2 protein-coding genes and 1 pseudogene are annotated in these 1,953 nt (G+C 46.9%); 1 reads left to right on the top strand and 2 read right to left on the bottom strand.

Translation table 11 applies throughout. The annotated features are described in order from the left end of the window. Both QT974_RS33870 and recR read right to left on the bottom strand, forming a co-directional pair. A pseudogene (locus QT974_RS33870) lies at positions 1–1,018 on the bottom strand (S9 family peptidase); the annotation flags it as partial. Between the two features lie 150 nt (positions 1,019–1,168). Continuing rightward, positions 1,169–1,762, bottom strand: a complete 594-nt coding sequence (recR, locus tag QT974_RS33865) for a recombination mediator RecR (protein ID WP_333472737.1) — start codon at positions 1,760–1,762, stop codon at positions 1,169–1,171. Between the two features lie 3 nt (positions 1,763–1,765). On the opposite strand from recR, the gene QT974_RS33860 reads away from it, so the two are divergent. Further along, positions 1,766–1,953, top strand: a 188-nt coding sequence (locus QT974_RS33860) for a hypothetical protein (RefSeq protein ID WP_333472736.1), incomplete at its 3' end; no start/stop codon positions are given.

Raw genomic sequence — 1,953 nt, 5'->3', positions numbered from 1 at the left:
CCCCCTGAACCCCCCCCTTGGTAGGGGGGGGCGCCGGGGGGGTGTCAGCGCCCGCTAGGGACGAAGGAGGAGGGTTGTTGGTGTCGATCGCAATTACGCGGCCCAGCGGTGCATTCAAGTCGGTTTGAAACCAGAACAATGAGCCTTCGTTATCAATGAAACTGTACTCAGCCTCGAATTTGTTAATCAGTTCGACAATGCTTGATTCCGGCGCGGTTAAATCCTTGTAAAAAATCAGGTTTTGCGGGTCAGTGCCGAGCCAGACTGATATAATCAAATACTTGCCGTCTTCCGTAACACCACCGCTAAATCCCCATTCTTTTTGGTCAGGGCGATCGCAAATTAAGACATCTTCAGATTGCGGAGTGCCGAGCTTGTGATAGAATAGCTTTTGGTAATAGTTAACATCTTCGAGTTTGGTTTTTTCATTGGGTTCATCGTAGCGGCTGTAAAAAAAACCTTTCCCGTCGTGAGTCCAAGCTGCACCCGAGAATTTCAGCCACTTTAAATGGTCTGATAAATCTTCCCCAGTTTCCACATCGCGAACTTTCCATTCCTGCCAATCCGAGCCAGAAATTGACAAACCGTAGGCCATAAGTTGACCGTCTTCGCTGAGAGCTATGCCGCCGAGAGCAACGGTTCCGTCTTCTGAGAGAGTATTCGGGTCAATTAATACTTTTGGTTCACCGTCGAGAGATGTTAAAGTGTAGAGTACGGATTGATTTTGCAGACCGTCATTCTTGTAGTAAAAATAGCGATCGCCCTGTTTAAAAGGTATGCCGTATTTCTCGTAATCCCACAGTTTAGTCAGGCGCTGTTTGATTTTTTCCCGCGCCGGAATTTGGCTGAGGTAGCCAAAGGTGACTTGATTTTGTGCTTCCACCCAAGCTTGAGTTTCCTCAGAATCCGGGTCTTCCAGCCACCTGTAGGGGTCGGATACTTGGACGCCGTGGTAATCGTCTGTTTGCTCGGCTTTGCGGGTTGTGGGGTAGCTTAAAGGGCGATCGAATTGAGTCATATTTTTCAGTCTCAGTAACTTTATTCAGTTTAACCTTTTTTACAAAATTGTTATTGCGAGCCTCAATAAAGCAATCACACTTCCTTCTCTCCCATCTTCCTTAGTGTCCTTCGCGTCTTCGCGGTTCATTTCTCTTCTCTTTCAATTCAGCTAATCCAACTCCCTCCTTCCTTCCAAAGCACGAGCCAAAGTTACCTCATCAGCATATTCCAAATCTCCCCCCATCGGCAAACCAAAAGCTATCCGCGTAACCTTGGTAAAAGGTTTCAATAAATGACCGATATAAAGAGTAGTAGTTTCGCCTTCCACGCTAGGACTAATGGCAATAATAACTTCAGCAATCTTTTGCTGGCTGACGCGGCGGACTAATGGCTGAATGTTCAATTGTTCCGGGCCAATTCCATCCATCGGCGAGATCACGCCGCCGACAACGTGATATTTCCCGATATATTCCCGGGTTTTTTCTAAGGCGATTACATCCCGGGATTCTGACACCACACAAATAGTAGAAGCGTCGCGGTTGGTGTTGCGGCAAATTTCGCAAACAGGTTCAGCGGATAAGTGAAAGCATACTTTGCAGAAACCGACTTGTTTTTTGGCATCAATCAATGATTGAGCTAAGGCTAGCACGTCTTCTTCCGGTCGCTTTAAAATATGCAAAGCCAGCCGCTGTGCCGTTTTTGGCCCGACTCCGGGTAAGCGCTGCAATTGTTCGATCAAACGGGCTAAGGGTCTAGTGTACATAAAATGAAGGAAGAAGGAAGAGGGAAGAAGGAAGAGGGAAGAGGGAAGAGGGAAGAGGGAAGAATAATAGAAATTAACCGGGTGCATCTGAGGCGCAAGAAAATATATCGCTCCGGGGCGAAGCATGACCTCCGTAAATATGAGATTATAACTAATAACTTATATGCGGTCATGCTTCTTCAGGCTTCAAA

The sequence above is a fragment of the Microcoleus sp. BM001215392 genome (assembly GCF_036700185.1).
In the GTDB taxonomy this organism is placed as follows: domain Bacteria; phylum Cyanobacteriota; class Cyanobacteriia; order Cyanobacteriales; family Microcoleaceae; genus Microcoleus.
The sequence above is the reverse complement of the archived record's forward strand: the minus strand, read 5'-3'. Positions and strand labels throughout refer to the sequence as shown.